Origin of the sequence: Frigoribacterium sp. CFBP 8766, assembly GCF_014841435.1 — a bacterium.
Lineage (GTDB): Bacteria > Actinomycetota > Actinomycetes > Actinomycetales > Microbacteriaceae > Frigoribacterium.
Genome location: NZ_JACYTX010000001.1, coordinates 951,518 through 969,322, shown reverse-complemented (window position 1 = coordinate 969,322; position 17,805 = coordinate 951,518). Strand labels below are relative to the sequence as shown.

The following is a 17,805-nucleotide window of genomic DNA, read 5'->3' as shown; positions in this document are numbered from 1 at the left end:
AAACAAGAGGAGGCGTCACCCGGCTCACGGGGGCGTCCAGTCGTACCCGTCCACCCACCAGCACCAGTCGATCCAGAGCCACTGGCCCGCCACGGCGAGCAGCACGATCCCGACTCGCCAGGCCCTCGAGCGCGGCAGGGCGAGCACGCCGAGCAGCGGGAACAGCGGCATCAGCAGGCGCCAGGTGCTCGACTGCGGGAAGAACACGGCGAGCAGGTAGAGCGCGTAGGCGAAGCTCCAGAGCCGCAGGTCGACGCCGAGTCGTCGTCCCCACGGGCCCAGCAGGAGCACTCCGAGGGCGATCACCGAGATCACCAGCAGAGCCACCCCCAGACCACCCGGGAACCACCAGTTCGCACCCTCGATCCAGGGCGTGAACGGCACCAGCGGGCCGTAGCCGATGTACGCCGAGCGCCAGGCGAGCTCCGTCTCGGTGTACGCGTCGAGCCTGCCGGTGACGAGTCCGGCGACCAGCAGCCAGCCGACCCCGAAGACCGCCGTCGCCACCGTGGCCACCCCCGCGGCGAGCATCTCGCGGCCGGGGAACGGGTCGTCGCGTCGACGCCACCAGCGGTAGACCGTGTGCAGGCCGAGCGCGAGGGCCAGCGGCAGGGCGCCCGGCCGCGTCAACGACATGACCAGCACCACCGGCAGCATCGCCACGTAGCGCCGCTGCAGGAGCAGCAGCAGGGCCGCACAGAGCAGGAACAGGAACATCGACTCGGCGTAGGCGACCTGCAGCAGCGGCGACAGCGGCGAGGCGCAGAACAGCACCACGCCGAAGAGCGCGGTGCCCTCGGGCAACACGTGCCGGAGCAGCTTGTAGAACAGGAGCGCCGTGCCGCCCGCGAAGACGGTCGACACGACCACGGCGAGGGTCGCGAAGGAGGCGCCGGTCAGCTCCGTCAGACCGCGCACGAGGAACGGGTAGGCCGGCATGAACGCCCACGCGTTCTCGGCGACGTGGCCTGTCTCGGTCAGGGGCAGCGTCGACGGGTACCCCACGGCCGCGATGATGTAGTACCAGTGGCCGTCCCAGATGCTGGCGAAGCTCGCGTAGTCCGGGCTCGCGAGCGTCCAGGCGTTGGCGCCTTGCCGCTGCGCGAAGTTGACCAGCAACACCGTGCTGACGACGCGCGACAGCACGAAGACCCCCAGCACGCGGGCCCACCACGGCAGCAGCCGCCCGCGGACGGTCAGCCAGCGACGCGCGTCGGAGCCGGGCCACGCCGGACGGCCCGACGACACCGGACGGGTCGACGACGACCGGGTCGACGACGCCGGGGACGGCCGCGTGGTCAGGCCGTCAGCCACGCCCGCAGTCCGCGCTCGTTGTCGAGGATCTGCTGGACCGGCACCCGCTCGTCGTCGTGATGGGCCAGCAGCGGGTCGCCGGGGCCGTAGTTGACCGCGGGCACGCCGAGGGCCGAGAAGCGGGCGACGTCGGTCCAGCCGTACTTCGGCTTCGCCTCGCCGCCGACGGCCTCGAGGAACTGCCGGGCCAGCGGGGCGTCGAGGCCGGGGCGGGCGCCCGGGGCGAGGTCGACGATCGTCACGTCGAAGCCGGCGAACAGCTCGCGGACGTGAGCGACGGCCTCGTCCGCGCTGCGGCTCGGCGCGAAGCGGTAGTTGACGTGCACCATGCACTCGTCGGGGATGACGTTGCCGGCCACGCCCCCCGTGATCCCGACGGCGTTGAGCCCCTCACGGTAGACGAGCCCGTCGACCTCGACCTCGCGCGCCTCGTACGCGGCCAGGACGTCCAGGATCGGGGCGGCCGCGTGGATGGCGTTCGAGCCGACCCACGAGCGCGCGCTGTGCGACCGGGCGCCGAAGGTCCGGATCTCTGCCCGCAGGTTGCCGTTGCAGCCGCCCTCGACCTCGCTGCGGGTCGGCTCGCCGAGGATGGCGAAGTCGGCCTCGAGGAGGTGCGGGTGCAGCCGTGCGAGCCGCCCCAGGCCGTTGAGGGCGTCCGACACCTCTTCGTGGTCGTACCAGACCCAGGTGACGTCGACCACGGGCTCCGTGAGCTCGACCGCGAGGCGGAGGTGGACGGCGCTGCCCGCCTTCATGTCGACGGTGCCGCGGCCCCACAGGTGCTCGACCCCGTCGTCGTCGGTCTCGAAGCGGGTGGGCAGGTTGTCGTTCAGCGGCACGGTGTCGATGTGCCCGGCGATGACCACGCGACTGTCGCGGCCGAGCTCCGTCCGGGCGACGATCGCGTCGCCGTCGCGGAACAGCGTGAGGTGGTCGTGCCCCTCGAGGGTCTGCCAGATCGAGTCGGCCACCGCCTGCTCGTTGCCGGAGACGGACTCGACGTCGCAGAGCTGGCGGGTGACGTCGACGGCGGACACGCTCAGGTCGAAGGGCGGCATGGACCCGAGTGTAGGGCCGGTGCCCGGCAGGTCGCCGGGCGGCGCCTCCCCGCCGCCCTACGATCGAGGGCATGACCACGGACACCCCCGCCGCCACCCACGCCCACGGGTACGGGCTCGCCACCGTCGCCCGCGACGGCAGCACGCTCGACACCTGGTTCCCCGCGCCGTCGCTCGGCCGGCTGCCCGCCGACCGCGACCCGGCCCTCGTGCCCGCCGAGATCGCGGACGCCGCCGGGCCCGACGCCCGCCGGGGCGTCGACCTCGTCCCCGTGACCGTCGAGATCGAGCTCGCCACGCCTCCGGCGTCCACGCCCGACGCCTACCTGCGGCTGCACCTCCTGAGCCACCTGCTCGTCGCGCCGAACACCATCGACCTCGACGGCGTCTTCGGCCACCTGCCCATCGTCGTCTGGACCAACGCCGGACCGGTGCACCCCGACGACTTCACCCGCCTCCGCCCGTCGCTGCAGCGCGCCGGCGTCGCGACGACGGGCATCGACAAGTTCCCGCGGATGCTCGACTACGTCACCCCCGACCGCGTGCGCATCGCCGACGCCTCGCGGGTGCGCCTCGGCGCCCACCTCTCGCCCGGCACCACCGTGATGCACGAGGGCTTCGTCAACTTCAACGCGGGCACGCTCGGCGCGTCGATGGTCGAGGGCCGCATCTCGCAGGGCGTCGTCGTCGGCGACGGGTCGGACATCGGAGGCGGCGCCTCCATCATGGGGACCCTGTCGGGAGGCGGCACCCAGCGCATCACCATCGGCGAGCGCGCGCTGCTCGGCGCCAACGCCGGCATCGGCATCGCGATCGGCGACGACACCGTCGTCGAGGCCGGCCTCTACGTCACGGCGGGCACCAAGGTCGTCGTCGTGGGCGGCACCCCGACGAACGACGGCAAGCAGCAGACGGTCAAGGCCGTCGAGCTCTCGGGCCGCCCGGGGCTGCTGTTCCGCCGCAACTCGGTGACCGGCGCCGTCGAGGTGCTGCCGCGCAAGGGCCACGGCATCACGCTCAACTCGCAGCTGCACGCGTAGCCGCGACGACAGGACGGGCGGGTCCGTCGTCCCCGGGTCGTCGTCGACGCCCGGTCACGACGGACCCGCCCGTCTGCGCTGCCGGTGCCGCGGCTAGCGCTGCGGCCAGTCGCGCTGGGTCTCGCCCAGGTACAGCTGCTGCGGGCGGCCGATCTTGGTCGCGGGGTCCTGGTTCATCTCGCGCCAGTGGGCGATCCAGCCCGGCAGACGACCGATGGCGAAGAGCACGGTGAACATGCGCGGCGGGAAGCCCATCGCCTTGTAGATCACGCCGGTGTAGAAGTCGACGTTGGGGTAGAGCTTGCGCTCGACGAAGTAGTCGTCGGCGAGGGCGATGTCCTCGAGCTCCATCGCGATGTCGAGCAGGTCGTCCTTGACGCCGAGGGCGGCGAGCACCTCGGTCGCGCTCTCCTTCACGAGTCGGGCACGGGGGTCGAAGTTCTTGTAGACCCGGTGGCCGAAGCCCATGAGCTTGACGCCGTCTTCCTTGTTCTTGACGCGCTCGACGAAGCGCTCGACGCCCTGGCCGCTGTCGCGGATCTCGGCGAGCATCGTGAGCACGGCCTCGTTCGCGCCGCCGTGCAGCGGGCCGTAGAGCGCGCTGATGCCGGCCGAGATCGACGAGAACATGTTCGCCTGCGTCGAGCCGACGAGGCGGACGGTCGACGTCGAGGCGTTCTGCTCGTGGTCCTCGTGCAGGATGAGGAGGCGTTCCAGCGCCTTCGACAGGACCGGGTTCACCTCGTACGGCTCGGCCATCGTGCCGAAGTTCAGCTTGAGGAAGTTGTCGACGAAGCTGAGCGAGTTGTCGGGGTAGAGGAACGCCTGGCCGAGGCTCTTCTTGTGCGCGTACGCCGCGATGACCGGCAGCTTCGCGAGCAGGCGGATGGTCTGCAGCTCGACCTGGGCAGGGTCGCTGACGCTCATCGACCCCTCGTAGAAGGTGCCGAGCGCGCCCACGGCGCTCGAGAGCACGGACATGGGGTGCGCGTTGTGCGGCAGCGCGTCGAAGAAGCGGCGGAGGTCTTCGTGCAGCAGGGTGTGGCGGCGGATGCGGGCGTCGAAGTCGGCCAGCTCGTCGGCGGTGGGCAGCTCGCCGTAGATGAGCAGCCACGCGGTCTCGAGGTAGGTCGAGTTCTCGGCCACCTGCTCGATCGGGTAGCCGCGGTAGCGCAGGATCCCCTCGTCACCGTCGATGTAGGTGATCTTCGAGCGGGTCGCGGACGTGTTCACGAACCCCGTGTCGAGGGTCGTGTAGCCGGTCTGCTTGGTGAAGCTCGAGATGTCGATCGACGAGGCACCCTGGGTGCTCGGCACGATCGGGAACTCGGCCGTCCCCCCCGGGAACTGCAGCGTGGCCTTCTGGGCGTCGTTGGCAGGATCAGTCACCCTGTCACCCTAGCGGTCAGCCCTGGAGGCGCTCCACGGCCGCGGCGATCCGCTCGTCCGTCGTCGTGAGGGCGACCCGCACGTGGCGCCCGCCGTCGACGCCGTAGAAGCTGCCGGGCGCGACGAGCACGCCGCGCTCGGCGAACCAGTCGACGCTCGTCCAGCAGTCCTCGTCGCGGGTCGCCCAGAGGTAGAGCCCGGCCTCGCTGTAGTCGATGCGGAAGCCCGCGGCCCCGAGGGCAGGGGCCAGGGCCGCGCGACGGGCCCGGTAGCGCTCCTTCTGCTCACGCACGTGCGCCTCGTCGCCGAGGGCTGCGCGCATGGCCTCCTGCACCGGGGCGGGCGGCATGAGGCCGGCGTGCTTGCGCACGGCCAGGAGCTGGCCGATCACGTGGTCACAGCCAGCCACGAAGCCGGCCCGGTAGCCCGCGAGGTTCGACTGCTTGCTGAGGGAGTAGACGCTGACGACGCCGCGCAGGTCGTCGCCGACGACCCTCCGGTCGAGGATGCAGGGCGTCGGCCTGTCGGCCCACTCGCCCTCCCAGCCGAGCTCGGCGTAGCACTCGTCGCCGGCGACGACGGCGCCGAGCTCGCGGCCGCGCGCCACGACCGCCCGCAGGTGCTCGTGGTCGAGGACGGCGCCGTCCGGGTTGCCGGGGCTGTTCACCCAGATCAGCCGAGTCGACCCAGGCCACTCGGCGGGGTCGTCGCTGGCCAGCACGTCGGCGCCCACGAGCGCCGCGCCGAGCGCGTAGGTCGGGTAGGCGGCGACCGGGTGCACGACGGTGTCGCCCGGGCCGAGGCCGAGCCAGAGGGCCATGCCCGCGATGAGCTCCTTGGAGCCGATGGTGGGCAGGACGTTCGCGTCCTGAAGGCCGGACACGCCCCTCCTGCGCTCGTACCACTCGGCGACGGCCGCCCGCAGCGCGGGGGTGCCGGCGACCTGCGGGTAGGCGTGGGCGTCGGTCGCGGCCGAGAGGGCCCTGGCGACGACCTCGGGGGTCGGGTCGACGGGCGAGCCGACCGAGAGGTCGACGATGCCACCCTCGTGCCGGCGGGCGACGGCGGCCGCCGCCGCGAGCGAGTCCCAGGGGAAGTCGGGCAGCGACAGCGCCACGATCGACCGGGGCCTAGGCCTGCGCGCCCTGCGGGGGCAGGGCGGAGATCACGGGGTGGTCGCCCGCGATGACCCCGACCTTCGCCGCGCCGCCGGGCGAGCCGATCTCGTCGAAGAACTCGACGTTGGCCTTGTAGTACTCGGCCCACTTGTCCGGCAGGTCGTCCTCGTAGTAGATCGCCTCGACGGGGCACACGGGCTCGCAGGCACCGCAGTCGACGCATTCGTCGGGGTGGATGTAGAGCGAGCGTTCGCCCTCGTAGATGCAGTCGACGGGGCACTCGTCGATGCAGGCACGGTCTTTGACATCCACACAGGGCAGTGCGATCACATACGTCACGTTCGGGGGGTTCCCTTCACCTCGGGCAGAGGGTCCAGCCTAGCGCGCCGTCGGCTGGGTGCCGGCGGAGGAGGCGGTGGGCGCGGAGTCGGACGCGGTCGACGAAGAGGCGGTCGACCCGTCGTCGGGCCCGGCGCCCCGCGGCGGCAGGGTCGGCCAAGCGATCACGACCATCGCGATCAGCAGGGGTCCGAAGGTCCACGCGTAGCCGGGGCCGTTCGCCGGCACGAGCGCCGAGCCGCCCGCACCCGGCTGGGACAGCAGCGCGGCGGCGCCGAGCAGGCCGAGCGCGACCGCGACCGCGACGACGCGGGAGCCGAAGAGGAGGCGCATGCCGGCCAGCAGCGCCGCGGCCATCACCAGCGACAGCACGAGGCCGGACCAGATCGGCGCGCCGGCGACGGTGACGGTGCCCTGGTGGGCGACCGTGCCGAGGGCTCCGAAGACGGCCCCCGCGGCGAGGGCGAGCACCGTGGTCGCCACCCGGCCGCCGGTGCTCATGTCGGCGAACTCGGAGGCGCCGGCGGGGCCGGACGCCCGGGAGTCGGGCTCCGGCACGAAGCGGAACGACTCGCTCGTGCCCACGGGCTGGACCGCGCCGTGGGGGAAGAGGATCCCCGCCGCGCCCCGGGGCAGGTCGACGACCTCGACCTGCGTCCGGTAGCGGCGCAGGGCGGCCAGGCGGCGTGCGGTCGAGGCACGGACGTCGACCGTGCGGACCGAGTCGTCGGCGGCGAGCGCCTCGGCCTCGGCGCCCGTGGCCTGTTCGGCACCCGCGACGACGGCGAAGAAGGGCACCTCGGCCAGGCGCGCGACGCGCACGGCGGCCCGGTTGGCCCGGACGTGGTCGGGGTGGTGGTAGCCGCCGTCCTCGTCGTAGCTGACGATCGCCGTCGGCCGGACGGACTCGACCACGGCCTGCAGGTCGGACACGATCTCGCCGAACTCGGCCGCGCAGAAGGCGGCGCCGTGCAGGTCGGGGGTCGGGCCGGCCACGCCGTCCGACCGCCACACCATGCCGCTGTCGCGGTACACCCGCGCCGGCAGCCCGTGGGTGCGCGCCTCGGGGTCGCCGAGGAACCGGTGGTCGCGGACGCCGAGGTCGCGCATCGCCTCCGCGATCTCGCCCTCGCGGTGCGCGGCGAGGGCGGCTTCGTCACCGCGGAGCCGGGCCAGGTCGTCGGGCATGACCTCGCCGAGCTCGCCGCGGGTGCAGGTGACGATCGTCACCTCGGCGCCGGCGTCGACGAGGGCGGCGATCGTGCCGCCCGTCGCGATCGTCTCGTCGTCCGGGTGCGCGTGCACGAAGAGGACCCGCTCGGCCCGCAGGGCGGAGGGCTGGCCGGGGCGGGCATCGCCCTGGCGGGCATCGGGGGCGGAGCCGAAGTACGTCATCACTGGACAGGATATGCCGCCCCGCACTATGGTCGGTCCGGCCCGGGAAGCTGGTGAGGTTAGCCTAACCAAACTACCCGGACCGGTCGCGGTCACCCCACCGCCGCACGCCCTCCTCTCGAAAGCCGTCGCCCGTGCTCGCCAACTACCTCATCGGACTCCGCGAGGGCCTCGAGGCCGCCCTCGTCGTGGGCATCCTCGTCGCCGCCGTCGTCAAGCTCGGCCGCCGGGACGTCCTCCCCCGTCTCTGGCTCGGCGTCGCCGCCGCCGTCGTCCTCTCGCTCGGCCTCGGCGCCGTGCTCACCTTCGGCGCGTACGGCCTGACGTTCCAGGCCCAGGAGGTCATCGGCGGCGGCCTCTCGGTCGTCGCCGTCGGGTTCGTCACCTGGATGGTCTTCTGGATGGCCCGGACGGCGCGCAGCATGCGCGGCGAACTCGAGTCGAGCCTCGACCGCGCGATCGCCGGCGGGGCCTGGGCGGTCGTCGCGCTCGCCTTCCTGTCGGTCGGGCGCGAGGGCATCGAGACCGCCCTGTTCGTCTGGGCGACGGTGCAGTCGACCGGAGGCGGCGAGGCGCCCGTCGTGGGCGCCCTGCTCGGCATCCTCACGGCCGTCGCGATCGAGGTCGCGATCTACCGCGGGGTCGTCCGCCTCGACCTGCGCCGCTTCTTCACGGTCACCGGGTACCTGCTCGTGCTCGTCGCGGCCGGGGTGCTCGCCTACGGGGTGGGAGACCTGCAGGAGGCGGGCGTGCTGCCGGGCCGCACCTCCCTCGCCTTCGACGTCAGCGCCGCCGTGCCCCCGACGAGCTGGTGGGGCACCCTGCTGCAGGGCCTCGTCAACTTCACCCCGACGCCGAGCTGGCTGCAGGCGGGCGCCTGGCTCGCCTACCTCGCCGTCGTCGTCCCGCTCTTCGCGCGCGCCACCCGTGGCCGTGCGCCCCGTCCGGCGGAGGCCTCCACCGCCTCCTCCGACTCCTCCCCCACCGACCGCCCCACCGCCCGCACGACCGCAGGAGCACCCCGATGACCCCTCGCCCCCTCGCCCTCGTCTCCGGCGCCGCGCTCGTCGCGCTCGCCCTGACCGGCTGCGTCGCGAACTCCCCCGGCGGTGCCGCCACGGCCGGAGCCACCGTCGTCACGGTCGACGGGAACGCCGACGCGTGCTCGCTCTCGGCCACCACGGCGCCGAGCGGCCCCGTCACGTTCACCGTGACGAACACGGGCGACGACAACACCGAGTTCGAGCTGCTCGCCTCCGACGGCCTGCGCATCATCAGCGAGAAGGAGAACATCGGGCCGGGCACCAGCGCCTCGATGACCGTCGCGGTGCAGCCCGGCGACTACGTCACGGCCTGCATCCCCGGCCTCGTCGGCGAGGGCGTCCGCGCGCCGTTCACCGTGACCGACTCGGGCGCCGACGTGACCCCCGTGGGGACCGAGAAGGAGCAGGTCGACGCCGCGGCCGCCGCGTACCTCGGGTACGTGAAGGACCAGGTCGGGCAGCTCGTCCCCGCGACCCAGGCGTTCCTCGACGCGTACACGACCGGCGACGACGACCTGGCACGCAGCCTCTACCCGACGGCCCGCGCGTACTACGAACGCATCGAGCCCGTCGCCGAGTCGTTCGGCGACCTCGATCCGAAGATCGACTTCCGCGAGGTGGACGTCGAGCCCGGCACCGAGTGGACCGGCTGGCACCGGATCGAGAAGGACCTCTGGCAGCCGACCGCGGACGAGAACGGCGGCGAGGCCTACACGCCCCTGACCGCTGACGAGCGCACCCGCTTCGCCGGCCTGCTCACCGCGGACACGGCCGAGCTGCAGTCGGCCGTGACGGCGAGCGGGTTCTCGATCAGCATCGACACGATCAGCAACGGCGCCGTCGGCCTGATGGACGAGGTCGCCACCGGCAAGATCACCGGCGAGGAGGAGATCTGGTCGCACACCGACCTCTGGGACTTCCAGGGCAACCTCGAGGGCGCCCGCGTCGCCTACGAGGGCGTGCGCGACATCGTCGCCGACAAGGACCCGGAGCTCGTGGACCGCATCGACTCGCGCCTCACGGCCCTCGAGGACCTGCTCTCGTCGTACGGCAGCCTCGAGGCCGGCTACCCCTCGTACACGGAGCTGACCGACGCCGACAAGAAGAAGCTCAGCGACGCTGTCAACGCCCTGAGCGAGCCCCTCAGCGAGCTCACCTCGACCCTGGTCGGCTGACGGGTGCGCGAGGGCGGACGATGACGGACGAGGAGGCGCGGCGCGCGACGAGCGAGACGGCTGCGGCCGGTGAGCCCACGGGTCCAGGCGGCGCGTCGCGCGGGCTCTCCCGCCGCGGACTGCTGGGCCTGATCGGCACCGGTGTCGGGGCGGGCGCCCTGGGCGTCGGGGTCGGGGTCGGCAGCGACCGGGCCCTGCAGGCGCACGCGCAGGGCACCTCCGGCGCCGCGGCCCGCTACCCCTTCGCCGGCCGCCACCAGTCGGGCATCACGACCGCGGCCCAGGACCGGCTGCACTTCGCCTCGTTCGACATGGCCGCCGGCACCACCCGGCGCGACCTCGTCGAGCTGCTGCAGGACTGGAGCGCCGCCGCCGCCCGCCTGACCCAGGGGCTCGACGTCAGCGAGACGGGCGCGACCGGAGGCTCGCCCCTCGCGCCGCCGGACGACACCGGGGAGGCGACGGGACTGCCCGCCGCCGGGCTCACGGTCACCATCGGCTTCGGCCCGACGCTCTTCACGGACGCGACCGGCGCCGACCGCTACGGCATCTCCTCACAGCGGCCCGCCGCGCTCGTCGACCTGCCGCACTTCTCGGGCGACCAGCTCGAGGAGGCACTGACCGGCGGGGACCTGTGCGTCCAGGCCTGCAGCGACGACCCGCAGGTCGCCGTCCACGCCGTGCGCAACCTGTCGCGCATCGCCTTCGGCCGGGCCTCGCTGCGCTGGTCCCAGCTCGGCTTCGGCCGCACCTCGTCGACGACGCGGGGCCAGTCGACGCCGCGCAACCTGTTCGGGTTCAAGGACGGCACGGCGAACGTGCGCGCCGAGGACGGCGCCGCCGTCGAGCAGGGCGTCTGGGCTGCCGGCAGCGACGGCGCCGACTGGATGGACGGCGGCTCCTACCTCGTCGCGCGCAAGATCCGCATGACCATCGAGACCTGGGACCACGCCTCGCTCACCGAGCAGCAGACGGTCGTCGGGCGCGACAAGGGCGAGGGCGCGCCCCTGTCGGGCGGCTCGGAGTTCACGGCCCCCGACTTCTCGGCCGTGTCCGCCGACGGCTCGGGACCGGCCATCGCCGTGGACTCGCACGTGGCGCTCGCCCACCCCGACCAGAACGACGGGGCGACCCTGCTGCGCCGCGGCTACAACTTCGTCGACGGCAACGACTCGCTCGGCCGGCTCGACGCCGGGCTCTTCTTCATCGCGTTCCAGCGGGACCCTCGACGCCAGTTCGTGCCCATCCAGACGGCGCTCGCGCGGGACGACCGGATGAACGAGTACCTGAAGCACGTCGGCTCGGGCATCTTCGCCGTGCCGCCGGGGGCGAGCCAGGGCGGCTGGGTCGGCGAGACCCTGCTGGGCTGAGGCGCGCCTCCTGCGGGAGGGCTCGGCGGGCCGCTTCGCAGGGCCTGGTCGACGCCTCGACCGGACGGGCGCGACGGGCTAGACGGGCGTGACGACGTAGGTCGCGACGACGGCGCCGTCCGAGGACTGCGTCGTGAGCGTCAGCAGCACGCGGTACGTGGCCCCGGTGAACGTGCCGAGCGCGGTGTCGCCGTCGACGTTCACCCCGCTGGCCGTGTAGCCGGCGCCCTCGAGCTGGGTCTGAGCCGTGGCGAAGTCGTCGAGGCTGCCGACGGTGAGCTGGGCGACCCAGCCGGTGCCCTCGGGGCCCGCTCCCCCGCCGCGGACCGTGCCGTCGAGCAGGGGCACGTCGGCCGGGAACGACTCGGGCAGGGTGCCGTCGGTCGACACGCTCGCGCCGCCGAGCACGTCGCCCACCGCGTCCTCGACGGTGCCGCGCACGCTCTCGACGCCCTGGTCGACGGCGCTGCCCACGATGTTGTCGACCATCGAGCCGTCGCCGCAGGCGGTCAGGCCGACGACGACCCCGCCGGCCAGCAGCAGGGCGGAGGCGGAGCGGACGAGGCGGGTGCGGGGAGTGCGGGTCAGCGTGGTCACGGCGACGACCGTAGCGCCCGCCGCTGTGCGGAGCCGTGGAACGTGCGGCCGCTGCACCACCACCCGGAGCGGGCTCGGCATCGGGGCCGGACACGGGTGCTGAGGACGACGGCTGGCCACACGACGAAGGAGGCGCCCCGCACTGCTGCGGGGCGCCTCCTCCGTGACCTGGCCGGGCCGGCCTGATCGGGTGTCGCTCGTTACGCGTTCTGCTTCTTGAGGCGAGCCGTGCTGCGCTGACGCGCGCTGGCGTCGAGCTCGACCTTGCGGATGCGGATGGCGTCGGGGGTGACCTCGACGCACTCGTCGTCACCGGCGAACTCGAGGGCCTCCTCGAGCGAGAGCACCTTGGAGGGCGTCATCGACTCGAAGTTGTCGGCCGTCGACTGACGCATGTTGGTCAGCTTCTTCTCCTTGGTGATGTTGACGTCCATGTCGTCGGCGCGCGAGTTCTCGCCCACGACCATGCCCTCGTAGACCTCTTCGGTCGGCTGCACGAAGAAGGTCATGCGCTCCTGCAGGTTGATGATCGCGAAGGGCGTGACGACACCGGAGCGGTCGGCGATGATCGAGCCGTTGGTGCGGGTCGAGATCTCGCCGGCCCAGGGGCCGTAGCCGTGGCTGATGCCGTTGGCGATGCCGGTGCCGCGCGTGTCGGTGAGGAACTGCGTGCGGAAGCCGATCAGGCCGCGCGACGGGACGATGAACTCCATGCGGACCCAGCCCGAGCCGTGGTTCGCCATGTTCTCCATGCGGCCCTTGCGGGCGGCCATCAGCTGCGTGATCGCGCCGAGCCACTCGTCGGGCACGTCGATGGTCATGTGCTCGAACGGCTCCTGGAGCTTGCCGTTCTCGTCACGACGGGTGACGACCTGGGGCTTGCCGACGGTGAGCTCGAAGCCCTCGCGACGCATCTGCTCGACCAGGATGGCCAGCGCGAGCTCGCCGCGGCCCTGGACCTCCCACGCGTCGGGGCGTCCGATGTCGACGACCTTGAGCGAGACGTTTCCGATCAGCTCGCGGTCGAGGCGGTCCTTGACCATGCGGGCGGTCAGCTTGTGCCCCTTGACCTTGCCGATGATGGGCGAGGTGTTGGTGCCGATCGTCATCGAGATGGCGGGGTCGTCGACCGTGATGGTCGGCAGCGGCCGCACGTCGTCGGGGTCGGAGAGGGTCTCGCCGATGGTGATCGTGTCGAAGCCGGCCACCGCGACGATGTCGCCGGGGCCCGCGCTCTCGGCCGGGTAGCGGCTGAGGGCCTTCGTGATGAGCAGCTCGGTGATGCGGGCGTTCGCTACGGTGCCGTCGGCCTTGACCCAGGCGACCGTCTGGCCCTTCTTCAGGGTGCCGTGGAACACGCGGAGGAGCGCGAGGCGACCGAGGAACGGCGAGGCGTCGAGGTTGGTGACGTGGGCCTGCAGCGGGTGCTCGTCGTCGTAGGTCGGCGCGGGCACGTGCGTGAGGATCGCGTCGAACAGCGGCTCGAGGTCGTCGTTGTCGGGCAGCGAGCCGTCGGCGGGCTTGTTGACGGACGCGGCGCCGTTGCGGCCGGACGCGTAGACGACGGGCACGTTGAGGATGGCGTCGAGGTCGAGGTCGTCGACCTCTTCGCTGAGGTCGCTGGCGAGGCCGAGGAGCAGGTCCTGGCTCTCGGCGACGACCTCGTCGATGCGCGCGTCGGGACGGTCGGTCTTGTTGACCAGCAGGATGACGGGGAGCTTGGCCGCGAGGGCCTTGCGGAGCACGAAGCGCGTCTGGGGCAGGGGGCCCTCGGACGCGTCGACCAGCAGGACGACGCCGTCGACCATGGACAGGCCGCGCTCGACCTCGCCGCCGAAGTCGGCGTGGCCGGGGGTGTCGATCACGTTGATGGTGATCGGGCCGTCGGTCGCGTGGGCACCGTTGTAGAGCACCGCGGTGTTCTTCGCGAGGATCGTGATGCCCTTCTCGCGCTCGAGCTCGTTCGAGTCCATCATGCGGTCTTCGGTGTCGAAGTGCGCGTCGAACGAGTTCGTCTGCTTGAGCATGGCGTCGACGAGGGTCGTCTTGCCGTGGTCGACGTGGGCCACGATCGCCACGTTGCGCAGGTCGCTGCGGATGGCAGTCGCCATGGATGTATTCCTTACGAGAAGAGTCAGGGGGAAGTGGTCGGGACGGGGCCCGGCGGGAACAGTCTACGGCACGTGGTAAAGGGGCCCTCCCCCGTGCTCTCGGCACGGTCGGAGGGCCCCTTCACAGGCAGGTTGCCCGGGTGTCAGCCGCTCAGCGGCCGAACTCGAACTGCGCGCCCGGGATGGCCTCGAGCAGCTCGCGGGTGTACTGCTGCGACGGGTTCGCGAAGATCTCGTCGGTGGTGCCCGACTCGACGATGCGGCCCTTCTGCATGACGCAGACGTTGTCGGCGATGAGCCGGACGACCGCGAGGTCGTGCGTGATGAAGAGGTACGTCAGGCCCAGCTCGGTCTGCAGGTCGGTGAGCAGGTCGAGCACCTGCCCCTGCACGAGCACGTCGAGGGCCGAGACGGCCTCGTCGAGCACGATCACGTCGGGCTTGAGCGCGAGCGCCCGCGCCACCGCGATGCGCTGACGCTGACCGCCCGAGAGCTCGCCCGGGTAGCGGTTGACCATCGACACCGGCAGCGAGACCTGGTTCAGCAGCTCGTGCACGCGGGCCTGGCGGCTCTTGTGGTCGCCGATGCCGTGAGTGACGAGCGGCTCGGCGATCGTGTTGCCGACGCTGTACATCGGGTCGAGCGAGCCGTACGGGTCCTGGAAGACCGGCTGCACCCGGCGACGGAACCCGAAGAGCTCCGAGCCCTTCAGCGCCCCCACGCTCTGGCCGTCGATCGCCACGGTGCCCGAGGTGATGCCCTCGAGCTGCAGCACCAGCTTGGCCACGGTCGACTTGCCCGAGCCCGACTCGCCGACGAGGGCCGTCGTCGTGCCGCGCGGGATCGAGAACGAGACGTCGTCGACGGCCCGCAGCTCGGTGGTCTTGAAGCCGCCCTGGCGGATCGCGTAGACCTTCGAGAGGTTCTCGACCTTGATGAACTCGGCGTTCGTGCGGCCGAGCTCCTCGCGCTGACGGGCACGGGCGATCAGGTCGGCGTCGTCGGCGCCCTCGTCGCTGACCTCGCCCGCGTGGCTGTGCGTGGGCTCGATCGTCGACTGGATCCGACGGCTGGCGAGGCTCGGCGCCGCCGCCACGAGGCGCTTCGTGTAGGGGTGCTGGGGGTTGGCCAGGATCTCCTTCGAGGGACCGGACTCGACCACGCGGCCCTTGTACATGACCACGAGCTTCTCGGCGCGCTCGGCCGCGAGGCCGAGGTCGTGCGTGATGAAGAGCACCGAGGTGCCGTAGTCGCGCGTCAGCGTCTCGAGGTGGTCGAGGATGCGCCGCTGCACGGTCACGTCGAGGGCCGAGGTCGGCTCGTCGGCGATGAGCAGCTTGGGCCGCGATGAGAGGCCGATCCCGATCAGCACGCGCTGGCGCATGCCGCCCGAGAACTGGTGGGGGAACTGCTTGAGGCGCTGGTCGGCGTCGCCGAGCCCTGCCTCCTGCAGCACCTCGATCGCTCGCTGCCGCACCGCCTGCTTGCCGGTGGCGACGCCGTTCGCACGGATCGCCTCCTCGACCTGGAAGCCGATGCTCCACACGGGGTTGAGGTTCGACATCGGGTCCTGCGGGACGTAGCCGATGTCGCGACCGCGGATCGCCTGCATCTCGGCGGCGGAGGCCTTCGTGAGGTCCTTGCCCTCGAAGAGGATCTGACCGCCCGTGACCTCTCCGGTGCCGGGCAGCAGGTCGATGATCGAGGTCGCGGTGGTCGACTTGCCCGAGCCGGACTCGCCCACGATGGCGAGGCGCTCGCCCGGCATCATGGTGAAGTCCACGCCGCGGACGGCGTCGACGTAGCCCGACTGGGTGCGGAACCCGATCTTCAGGCCCTTGATCTCGAGCAGGGGGGTCGCGCCGAAGGCGGTGGTCGCCTGGGCGGGTCGGGTGGAGGTGTCGCTCATCGACGGGCCCTCGCCTTCGGGTCGAGGGCGTCGCGCACGACGTCGCCCATCATCAGGAACGACAGCACGGTCAGGCTCAGCGCGGCGGCCGGCCAGATCAGCGGCATGGGCGCGACGCGCAGCGACGACCGGGCGGCGTCGATGTCGTTGCCCCAGGACATGACGCCGCTGGGCAGGCCGATGCCGAGGAACGACAGCGTGGCCTCGGCCACGATGAACGTGCCGAGCGACACGGTCGCGACGACGATCACCGGGGTGATGGCGTTCGGCACGACGTGGCGCAGGAGGATGCGGAACCGCGAGACGCCGAGCGCCGTCGAGGCCATCACGTAGTCGCTGCTCTTCGCGCCGAGCACCGAGCCGCGCATGATGCGCGCGATCTGGGGCCACGCGAAGAGCGACAGCACGAGGGCCACGGTCAACGGCGTGCGCGACGGCAGCACCGACATGAGCACGATCGCCCCGAGCACCGTCGGGATGGCGAAGAAGATGTCGCCGATCCGCGAGACGACCGCGTCGAGCCAGCCGCCGTAGTAGCCGGCCAACGAGCCGATGACGATGCCGACGATCGTGACGATCACCGTGGCCAGCAGCCCCACCGTCAGGGAGGCGCGCGTGCCGTAGATGACGCGCGCGTAGACGTCGAGGCCCTGCAGCGTGAAGCCCATCGGGTGGCCCGCCTCGGGACCGCCGTTGCTGGAGCGGAGGTTCGCCCCCGCGGTCGGCGACGTCGACGTGAAGAGCTGCGGGAAGACCGCGACGACGATGACGAGCAGGATCAGGACCGCGGAGATCCAGAACAGCGGGCGGGTCTTCATCGCGTCCCACGCGTCGTTCCAGCTCGAGCGGGGCTTCTCCGACTCGTCGACGGCGTCGACCGCCTTGAGCGGGGTCTCCTCGATCGGCGCGACGTAGTGGTCGGGCGAGAGGCCGGGGGTCGAGTTACTTGGCATAGCGGATCCTCGGGTCGAGAACGGCGTAGAGCAGGTCGACGAGGAGGTTGGCCAGCATGAAGATGATGACCATCACGGCCACGAACGACACGACGGTCGGGCCCTCGCCGAGCTGGATGGCGCGGTAGACCGTGCCTCCCACGCCCTGGATGTTGAAGATGCCCTCGGTGACGATCGCGCCCACCATGAGCGAGCCGATGTCGACGCCCAGGTAGGTGACGACCGGGACGAGCGAGTTGCGCAGGATGTGCACCCCGACGACGCGTCGACGGGTGAGGCCCTTGGCGGTGGCCGTGCGGACGAAGTCGGCGCTCATGTTCTCGGACACGGAGGCGCGGGTCAGCCTCACGATGTAGGCGAACGACACGGACGCCAGCACGATGGCGGGCAGGACGAGCTCGTTCCACGGGGCCTGCGAGCTGACGGTCGTGCGGAAGAGCCCGAGCTGGATGCCGAAGACGTACTGCAGCACGAAGCCGATGACGAAGGTCGGGACCGAGATGAGCAGCAGCGAGACGACGAGGGCGCTGTTGTCGAAGATCTTGCCCTTGCGCAGGCCGGCGACGAGGCCGACCAGGATGCCGGCGACGGCCTCGAAGAGGAGCGCCAGCATCGCCAGGCGGAAGGTGATCGGGAACGCCCGGACCAGCTCGTCGATGACCGGTCGACCGGAGAAGGTCGTGCCGAGGTCACCCGTGAACAGCCCGCCGACGTAGAGCAGGTACTGCACGATGAAGGGCTTGTCGAGGTTGTACTGGGCGCGGATGGCCTCGATGACCGCGGGGCTCGGCTGCTTCTCGCCGAAGAGCGCCGCCACGGGGTCGCCCGGCAGGGCGAAGACCATGAAGTAGATGAGGAACGTCGCCCCGAAGAAGACGGGGATCAGCTGGAGGAGGCGCCGGCCGGTGTACCAGAGCATCAGGCCGCCTCGGATTTCTGCGCGTGCATGGTTGTCGCAATCGTGTGGAGGGAGGAGTGGACGCCCTTCGGG

15 protein-coding genes are annotated in these 17,805 nt (G+C 71.8%); 4 read left to right on the top strand and 11 right to left on the bottom strand.

Translation table 11 applies throughout. The features are described from left to right. Positions 1-24: 24 nt before the first annotated feature. On the bottom strand, positions 25-1,314 hold the full coding sequence (locus tag IFT90_RS04590; RefSeq protein WP_371812097.1) for a hypothetical protein: 1,290 nt from the start codon (positions 1,312-1,314) through the stop codon (positions 25-27). Further along, positions 1,299-2,375 carry a succinyl-diaminopimelate desuccinylase gene (dapE, locus tag IFT90_RS04585; protein ID WP_192041150.1) on the bottom strand — a complete coding sequence of 359 codons (1,077 nt, stop codon included), beginning with the start codon at positions 2,373-2,375 and terminating at the stop codon, positions 1,299-1,301. The genes IFT90_RS04590 and dapE overlap by 16 nt, the downstream gene beginning before the upstream one ends. Before the next feature lie 71 nt (positions 2,376-2,446). Between dapE and dapD the strand changes: the two genes are divergently transcribed. Then, complete coding sequence (dapD, locus tag IFT90_RS04580) at positions 2,447-3,415, top strand: 2,3,4,5-tetrahydropyridine-2,6-dicarboxylate N-succinyltransferase (protein WP_192041149.1); 969 nt, start codon at positions 2,447-2,449, stop codon at positions 3,413-3,415. A gap of 93 nt (positions 3,416-3,508) precedes the next feature. Here the strand turns inward: dapD and IFT90_RS04575 are convergent, their stop codons facing one another. From IFT90_RS04575 to IFT90_RS04560, 4 genes are read right to left on the bottom strand one after another with little or no spacing between them, the layout of a single operon-like run. Further along, positions 3,509-4,804: a citrate synthase gene (locus tag IFT90_RS04575; RefSeq protein WP_123548129.1), complete on the bottom strand. Its 1,296-nt coding sequence runs from the start codon at positions 4,802-4,804 to the stop codon at positions 3,509-3,511. Between the two features lie 16 nt (positions 4,805-4,820). Then, on the bottom strand, positions 4,821-5,924 hold the full coding sequence (gene dapC, locus IFT90_RS04570; protein ID WP_371812142.1) for a succinyldiaminopimelate transaminase: 1,104 nt from the start codon (positions 5,922-5,924) through the stop codon (positions 4,821-4,823). A gap of 10 nt (positions 5,925-5,934) precedes the next feature. Further along, positions 5,935-6,261 (bottom strand): ferredoxin, encoded by a 327-nt coding sequence (gene fdxA / locus IFT90_RS04565; protein ID WP_123548127.1) that lies wholly within the window; start codon positions 6,259-6,261, stop codon positions 5,935-5,937. 39 nt (positions 6,262-6,300) lie between these two features. Next, the gene (locus tag IFT90_RS04560) at positions 6,301-7,656 is read right to left on the bottom strand and encodes a PIG-L family deacetylase (protein ID WP_192041147.1); all 1,356 of its coding nucleotides are present in this window, start codon (positions 7,654-7,656) and stop codon (positions 6,301-6,303) included. A gap of 134 nt (positions 7,657-7,790) precedes the next feature. Between IFT90_RS04560 and efeU the strand changes: the two genes are divergently transcribed. The 3 genes from efeU to efeB are packed head-to-tail and all read left to right on the top strand — an operon-like array spanning position 7,791 to position 11,244. After that, positions 7,791-8,684: an iron uptake transporter permease EfeU gene (gene efeU, locus IFT90_RS04555; RefSeq protein ID WP_192041146.1), complete on the top strand. Its 894-nt coding sequence runs from the start codon at positions 7,791-7,793 to the stop codon at positions 8,682-8,684. Beyond that, the gene (gene efeO / locus IFT90_RS04550) at positions 8,681-9,874 is read left to right on the top strand and encodes an iron uptake system protein EfeO (protein WP_192041145.1); all 1,194 of its coding nucleotides are present in this window, start codon (positions 8,681-8,683) and stop codon (positions 9,872-9,874) included. Before efeU ends, efeO begins: the two co-directional genes overlap by 4 nt. Before the next feature lie 20 nt (positions 9,875-9,894). Continuing rightward, positions 9,895-11,244, top strand: coding sequence for an iron uptake transporter deferrochelatase/peroxidase subunit (gene efeB / locus IFT90_RS04545; RefSeq protein WP_192041144.1), 1,350 nt, complete (start codon positions 9,895-9,897; stop codon positions 11,242-11,244). A 78-nt stretch (positions 11,245-11,322) separates the two neighbouring features. On the opposite strand, the gene IFT90_RS04540 is transcribed toward efeB, so the two are convergent. The 5 genes from IFT90_RS04540 to IFT90_RS04520 form a co-directional block, all read right to left on the bottom strand. After that, positions 11,323-11,841, bottom strand: coding sequence for a hypothetical protein (locus tag IFT90_RS04540; protein WP_192041143.1), 519 nt, complete (start codon positions 11,839-11,841; stop codon positions 11,323-11,325). Positions 11,842-12,041: 200 nt separating this feature from the next. After that, positions 12,042-13,952 (bottom strand): translational GTPase TypA, encoded by a 1,911-nt coding sequence (gene typA / locus IFT90_RS04535; RefSeq protein ID WP_123548121.1) that lies wholly within the window; start codon positions 13,950-13,952, stop codon positions 12,042-12,044. Positions 13,953-14,103: 151 nt separating this feature from the next. Beyond that, positions 14,104-15,861: an ABC transporter ATP-binding protein gene (locus IFT90_RS04530; protein WP_192041142.1), complete on the bottom strand. Its 1,758-nt coding sequence runs from the start codon at positions 15,859-15,861 to the stop codon at positions 14,104-14,106. Further along, positions 15,858-16,814 carry an ABC transporter permease gene (locus tag IFT90_RS04525; protein ID WP_192041141.1) on the bottom strand — a complete coding sequence of 319 codons (957 nt, stop codon included), beginning with the start codon at positions 16,812-16,814 and terminating at the stop codon, positions 15,858-15,860. Before IFT90_RS04525 ends, IFT90_RS04530 begins: the two co-directional genes overlap by 4 nt. Beyond that, positions 16,804-17,733, bottom strand: coding sequence for an ABC transporter permease (locus tag IFT90_RS04520; RefSeq protein ID WP_192041140.1), 930 nt, complete (start codon positions 17,731-17,733; stop codon positions 16,804-16,806). Before IFT90_RS04520 ends, IFT90_RS04525 begins: the two co-directional genes overlap by 11 nt. Positions 17,734-17,805 lie beyond the last annotated feature (72 nt).

Coding starts and splice junctions, on each gene's coding strand:
- dapE (WP_192041150.1), bottom strand. CDS start 2,375: ATGCCGCCCTTCGACCTGAGCGTGTCCGCCGTCGACGTCACCCGCCAG.
- dapD (WP_192041149.1), top strand. CDS start 2,447: ATGACCACGGACACCCCCGCCGCCACCCACGCCCACGGGTACGGGCTC.
- IFT90_RS04560 (WP_192041147.1), bottom strand. CDS start 7,656: ATGACGTACTTCGGCTCCGCCCCCGATGCCCGCCAGGGCGATGCCCGC.
- efeO (WP_192041145.1), top strand. CDS start 8,681: ATGACCCCTCGCCCCCTCGCCCTCGTCTCCGGCGCCGCGCTCGTCGCG.
- efeB (WP_192041144.1), top strand. CDS start 9,895: ATGACGGACGAGGAGGCGCGGCGCGCGACGAGCGAGACGGCTGCGGCC.
- typA (WP_123548121.1), bottom strand. CDS start 13,952: ATGGCGACTGCCATCCGCAGCGACCTGCGCAACGTGGCGATCGTGGCC.
- IFT90_RS04530 (WP_192041142.1), bottom strand. CDS start 15,861: ATGAGCGACACCTCCACCCGACCCGCCCAGGCGACCACCGCCTTCGGC.
- IFT90_RS04525 (WP_192041141.1), bottom strand. CDS start 16,814: ATGCCAAGTAACTCGACCCCCGGCCTCTCGCCCGACCACTACGTCGCG.
- IFT90_RS04520 (WP_192041140.1), bottom strand. CDS start 17,733: ATGCTCTGGTACACCGGCCGGCGCCTCCTCCAGCTGATCCCCGTCTTC.